Below are 5,525 nucleotides of genomic sequence, written 5' to 3'. Positions count from 1 at the left end.
GAAGCGGGGCGGGGGCCTGGGGAAATCCAGCTCAGAAGCCGATGCCGGCGCTGCCACCGAAGAAGAAGTCGTTGGCGTAGCCCCGGCGCAGGCCCATGGCCTCGATGCGCAAGGTGAGGTGCAGGGTGCGTGAGAGGGCGGGCCGCCCGCGCAGACCGATGCCGTACTGGATGACGGGCTTGAGACCGTTCACCTTCGTCTCCTCGTCGCCCACGGTGATGCCGGTGTTCTGGTACGCGAGGCCGCCGCCTGCCTGCGCGTAGATGCCGAAGGCGGACTGACCGAAGCGCAACAGGTAGGCGGGCGCGAGGGTGAAGTAGTGAAGCCGCGTGTCCCCCTTGATGAAATTCGTGCCGTCGCTGAGGCTGCCGTAGAGCCAGCGCAGGTCGGCGAAGAGGGCTTCGCGCAGGGGTTCGTTTTCGAGCGAGCGACCGAACTCCCAGGTGGCGCGCACGCCCATCGCGGGCCGGTTGTCGGAGAAGTCGCCCCGCGCACTGTCCACCAGCAGAAGGCCCGCTCCGAATTCCACCGCGACGCCCAGGTTGGGGTCGTCCAGGCGGGAGAGCTTGTCGAAGCCGTCGTCGTTCTCGCGTTCGGCGGCTTCGCGGAACTCGTCGGTTTCGTCCACCAGCTTGCGACGTCGCTCGTAGGCGTCGTCATCGTCCTTCCGGGCCTTGTCCGAGGCGCGGGCGGCCTCGTCGTCCGGATAGGCGTACGGGTCGTCCTCGTCGGACTGCGCGAGCGCGGGTGCAGCAAGGAGCAGGCCGCCAGCGAGGCAGGCCTTGAGCAGTGAGTTCAAGGGAGCGGGCCTCAATTGATGACGATGCTGGGGCAGGTGGCGCCCGCCGACGTGCTGGCCGGGCAGTAGTTGTCGCCGATGAGCCACTCGCGCGGAATTCGCAGGTGGTCCACGAACTCGTTGCACACGGCCTTGCGCAGCTCCAGGTCACTGATGTGGCCGATGATGGCCAGCGCGGGCAGGGCCAGGGTGAAGCCCAACTGGTTGTTCAGGAACCGCTCGGTGAACTGGAAGATGCCGGGGTTGGTGGGGCTGGTGTCGTAGTACGCGGCGACGACGGCGCGCTGGAGCACCGCCTCCTGGTTCTGGGCGCGGCCCGCCTGGAAGAGCGCGGACGCCAGGATGGTGCCGACCTTGTACTCGTTGCCTCCGCCCGAGAAGGTGTTCACGTCCAGGCCCACCAGGTTGTTCCACAACTGCTGGCTCATGCAGCGGTCGCCCTTGGAGATGTCCCGTTCGGCCGTGACGGCGGAGAAGGGACCGTTGTCGAAGGAGCTGGAGAGGAAGGCCGGATCACACCCGTGGGGGCTGCGGCAGGTGGCCCCGTAGGCGTGGTAGTCCGCGAGCCCTTCATCGAAGGACTTGAGCACGTTGGCGCCCTGGCTGGGGCTCTCCTGCGACCAGGTGATGAGCGACAGGGGGAACGACTGGGACGCGTACGCCAGGCGGTTGAAGACCAGGTGCGAATATTCGTGCGCCATCACGCCCGCGTTGAGCGGCAGGGGCGCGCGCTGGATCTCCTCGAAGGGGAGCACCAGGAACGACTGGAGGATGGGGTAGAAGATGGCGTTGTCGCGCGCCGGGTCCTTGCTGTTCTGCGCGATGACGAATTCAGGGAAGTAATAGAGCGTGGGGACCGGCTCGAAGTCGATCGACTTCATGTTGCCAACGGTGCGGAAGTACTCGTTGGCGCGCTCCAGGTTGTAATACGACGTCACCATGTTCCAGGAGTGGAAGTCCGCCGGCCAGAGGATGTCCTCGCCCGTGGCGGGGTCCTTCTGGCTGATGTAGCTGGCCTTCACGTCGTGGCCGGCCTTCTTGAGCAGCACCTCCCCGATGGTCTCTTCCGTCGCGTTGTTGAGCGCTGGATCGTTCACGTCGATGACGATGCGCGCACCGCCTTGCAGGTCGCCGACGGTGCCCTTGAGCCCGACGATGTCCTCGATGGTGGTGAGTTCGACCTGGGTGGGGACGTATTTGCCGTTGCTGGAGAGGGACAGGACGGAGACCTTGACGGGCGCCTCGCTGTCCGGCGCGCAGCCGGTGGCCAGCAGTCCCAGCCCGATGGCGGCGGTGATGACTGTTCGGAGCATGGCGCCGTTTTACTCCGGACCGCTCAGAACGTGTATTCCCCTCCGAGTGTGAGCAGGCCGGAGACCTCCGCCGGCAGGTCCTCCGGCACGTCCCGCTGGAGGGCCACCGACGCCCACAGCCTCACCGGGTCCCCCAGGCGCACCGTCCAGCGGGAGGCCAGCACGTGGGCCACGCCCTGGGTGGGCACGTACCGGGTGAAGGCGTAGGAGAGCTGGCCCCGCACGGTGGGGTTCAGCCTCCAGGTGAGGGAGGGCTTCAGGTCGAAGCGGGCCGGGGCGGAGGGAAAGCCGGTGCCGGCGTTGACGTCCGCCATGCGCCGCGTCACGGCCGCTCCCAGATCTCGTAGCTGGCGCTTGCGCAGGCCGGCCAGGACCCTCCGGGCGGCGGCGCGGCCCTCCAACTGGGACTCCAGGGCGGTCCATTCGGCCTCGGTGAACTGGCCGGCGGTGAGCGGGTCCTCGCTGTAGAGGGAGAAGCCGCCCCTCAGGCCCAGCTCCCAGCGGCCGTCCCAGACAAGGCGCGCGCCCAGCGTGGGCCGGGCCACCCAGAGCAGGTCCTCCTGGGCGTACCTCACGGTCGTGGCGCCGTCGGAGACGGTGAGCAACTGCCGGCGCAGGGGGTAGCGGTGGAGGCCCACGCCCGCGTCCAGGCCGTACTCCACCCTGGCGAAGCCCGCCGAGTCGTAGCCCGCAGCCAACTGCACGCCCTGGCTGCCGTAGCCCGTCCGGGCGGTGAGGCCGGGGATGTCCAGCCGGGGCAGCTCCTGGGTGAGCGCGGTGTTGGAGCCCTTGTTCAGGCCCAGGCTGACGACGCCGGACAGGAGCCAGTGCTCGCCTGCCAGGTGGTCCACGCCCACGGAGAGCTGGTGGGTGGCGGCGGTGCCGGCCTCGGGGCGCACGCCGGTGTAGCCGAGCGTGAGGAACGTCGCCTCGCCCACGCCCACGTCCCCCAACAGGCTCCAGAGGCCGTAGCCCCGGCCGGCGCTGGCTTCGACGGTGAGGGAGCTGTCCGCGGCTTCCGCCCGGGCGGGGCTCGCGCCGGACACGCCGAGCACGGCCAACAGCACCCACCCGGCCTTCAGGCACGCGGAGGCCCGCGCGGGCCTTCCCACGGGCTGACGACAGGTGGCCTTGTCCCCCTGCATGTCACCTCCAACCCCGGATCCGGTTCGCGGTTGCGGGAAGGCTTCATCCTGCCCGCTCCGATGCCCATCTTCCGAGGGAGGACGGAGGGGGCGGGAGCCACGGATTCCTTGACGCGCTGTTTCCACGATCCGCTATGGTGCCCGGCCTTTCTTCCCGAACAAAACGCAGGCGGTCTCCATGGCGGTTCCGTTCATCTCCGAGGTCAAGCGTACCCATACCTGCGGTCAACTCACGGCCGCGAATATCGGCGAAGAGGTCGTCCTCTTCGGCTGGGTGCACAACCGCCGCGACCACGGCGGCGCGGTGTTCATCGACCTGCGGGACCGCGAGGGTTTGACGCAGGTGGTGTTCGAGCCGGACAGCAAGGAGGCCCACGACATCGCGGGCACCCTGCGTCTGGAGTTCTGCGTCGGCATCAAGGGCAAGGTGCTGTCGCGCGGCAAGAACGTGAACCCGAAGATGAAGACGGGGGAGATCGAGGTGAAGGCCTCGGACCTGACCATCTTCAACCGCTCGGAGCCCACGCCGTTCCTCATCGAGGACAACGTGGACACGTCCGAGGAGAAGCGGCTGTCGCACCGCTATCTGGACCTGCGCCGGGGGCCCCTGCAGCGCACGCTGATGACGCGCTCGAAGATGAACGCGCTCACCCGTCAGTACATGAACGGGAACAACTTCCTGGAGCTGGAAACGCCCTTCATGGGCAAGTACACGCCGGGCGGCGCGCGCAACTTCCTGGTGCCCAGCCGGCTCAACCCGGGCAAGTTCTACGCGCTGGCGGAGAGCCCGCAGCTCTACAAGCAGTTGTTCATGGTCGCGGGCTTCGACCGGTACTTCCAGATCGTGAAGTGCTTCCGCGACGAGGACCTGCGCCTGGACCGGCAGCCGGAGTTCACGCAGATCGACGTGGAGATGAGCTTCGTCACGCAGGACGACATCTTCACCATCATCGAAGGCCTGCTGAAGAAGCTGTGGGGCGAGGTGCTGGGCCTGGACATCCCCACGCCGTTCCAGCGGATGGACTTCTACGAGTCCATGGCGAAGTACGGCAACGACAAGCCGGACCTGAGATTCGGCCTGGAGCACATCGTGCTCACCGACCTCATCCGTGAGCACGGCGCCGCGGGTGGCGTGCCCATGATGTGGGACGCGGTGCAGGAGAAGGGCATCGTCAAGGCGATGGTCGTCCCGGCGGAGAAGGCGCTGTCCCGCGCGGAGAGCGACAAGCTGGAGGAGTTCGCGAAGCAGGCGGGCGCCAAGGGCCTGGCGCGCGCGAAGGTGGGCGAGGGCGGCGAGTGGACCCAGTCCCCGCTGTCCAAGACGATTACGCCGGCGCTGCGGCTGGCCATCAACCAGGCGTGCAACGCGAAGACAGGCGACCTGCTGCTGTTCCAGTTCGGCCGCGAGTCGCTGGTGCACACGGTGATGGCGAACCTGCGCGTGCACGTGGCGAAGAAGCTGGGCCTCATCCCCGAGTACGGCAGCGGCGGCCAGTGGAAGTTCCTCTGGGTCGTGAACCCGCCCCTCTTCGAGTACGACGACGAGACGAACACGTGGGCGGCGGCGCACCACGCCTTCACCCGTCCGCACGACGAGGACGTGCCGTTCCTGCTGACGGATCCGGGCCGCGTGAAGTGCCACCGCTACGACGTGGTGCTCAACGGCTTTGAAATCGGCGGCGGCTCCATCCGCCTGCATGATCCGAAGGTGCAGTCGGAGGTGTTCCAGGCGCTGGGCATCCACGAGGAGGAGGCGCGCACCAAGTTCGGCTTCCTGCTGGACGCGCTCAAGTTCGGCGCGCCCCCGCACGGCGGCATCGCGCTGGGCATGGACCGTCTGGTGATGCTGCTGACCGGCGCGGAGTCCCTGCGCGACGTGATTCCGTTCCCCAAGACGAAGACGGGCACCGACACGATGACGGGCGCGCCCGGCGACGTGGACGAGAAGCAGTTGCGCGAGCTGCACGTGCGCTCCGTGCCGCTGCCGGCGAAGTAGGCGGTTCGAGGTGGTGGCCCCCCGTCCCGCGTGAGTGCGCGGGACGGTGCGGGGCCTGTCGTGACGCCGGGGCCGTGACGCCCGGTGGTGGACACCCTGGCGGGCCCTTCGTCCTTCGCCGCACCCTGCGCTCCTTCGGGAGGCTGGGGGCAGTGGCGGGAAGGCGACGGACGGCTCCGGCAGAGCGCTGGACATCCCCTGGACCATGGCCATTGAGGACCCGTGGCGTGTGCGGGGGAGGTCCGGACGGCGATGCGGAAACAGGGCTGGGT

General features: G+C 68.2%; 4 protein-coding genes. 1 reads left to right on the top strand and 3 read right to left on the bottom strand.

All coding sequences use genetic code 11. The features are described from left to right. Positions 1-31 precede the first annotated feature (31 nt). From D7V88_RS38470 to D7V88_RS38460, 3 genes are read right to left on the bottom strand one after another with little or no spacing between them, the layout of a single operon-like run. Complete coding sequence (locus D7V88_RS38470) at positions 32-799, bottom strand: hypothetical protein (protein WP_120545510.1); 768 nt, start codon at positions 797-799, stop codon at positions 32-34. Positions 800-810: 11 nt separating this feature from the next. Then, positions 811-2,112, bottom strand: a complete 1,302-nt coding sequence (locus tag D7V88_RS38465) for a hypothetical protein (RefSeq protein ID WP_120545509.1) — start codon at positions 2,110-2,112, stop codon at positions 811-813. Between the two features lie 23 nt (positions 2,113-2,135). Further along, the gene (locus D7V88_RS38460) at positions 2,136-3,257 is read right to left on the bottom strand and encodes a hypothetical protein (protein WP_120545508.1); all 1,122 of its coding nucleotides are present in this window, start codon (positions 3,255-3,257) and stop codon (positions 2,136-2,138) included. A gap of 178 nt (positions 3,258-3,435) precedes the next feature. On the opposite strand from D7V88_RS38460, the gene aspS reads away from it, so the two are divergent. Beyond that, positions 3,436-5,253 carry an aspartate--tRNA ligase gene (gene aspS / locus D7V88_RS38455; protein WP_120545507.1) on the top strand — a complete coding sequence of 606 codons (1,818 nt, stop codon included), beginning with the start codon at positions 3,436-3,438 and terminating at the stop codon, positions 5,251-5,253. Positions 5,254-5,525 lie beyond the last annotated feature (272 nt).

The sequence above is a fragment of the Corallococcus terminator genome, assembly GCF_003611635.1.
GTDB classification, from domain to species: Bacteria; Myxococcota; Myxococcia; order Myxococcales; family Myxococcaceae; genus Corallococcus; species Corallococcus terminator.
The sequence above is the reverse complement of the archived record's forward strand: the minus strand, read 5'-3'. Positions and strand labels throughout refer to the sequence as shown.

Bases quoted from the DNA above. Each gene is read 5' to 3' on its own strand.
- aspS (WP_120545507.1), top strand. From the start codon at position 3,436: ATGGCGGTTCCGTTCATCTCCGAGGTCAAGCGTACCCATACCTGCGGT.
- D7V88_RS38460 (WP_120545508.1), bottom strand. From the start codon at position 3,257: ATGCAGGGGGACAAGGCCACCTGTCGTCAGCCCGTGGGAAGGCCCGCG.
- D7V88_RS38465 (WP_120545509.1), bottom strand. From the start codon at position 2,112: ATGCTCCGAACAGTCATCACCGCCGCCATCGGGCTGGGACTGCTGGCC.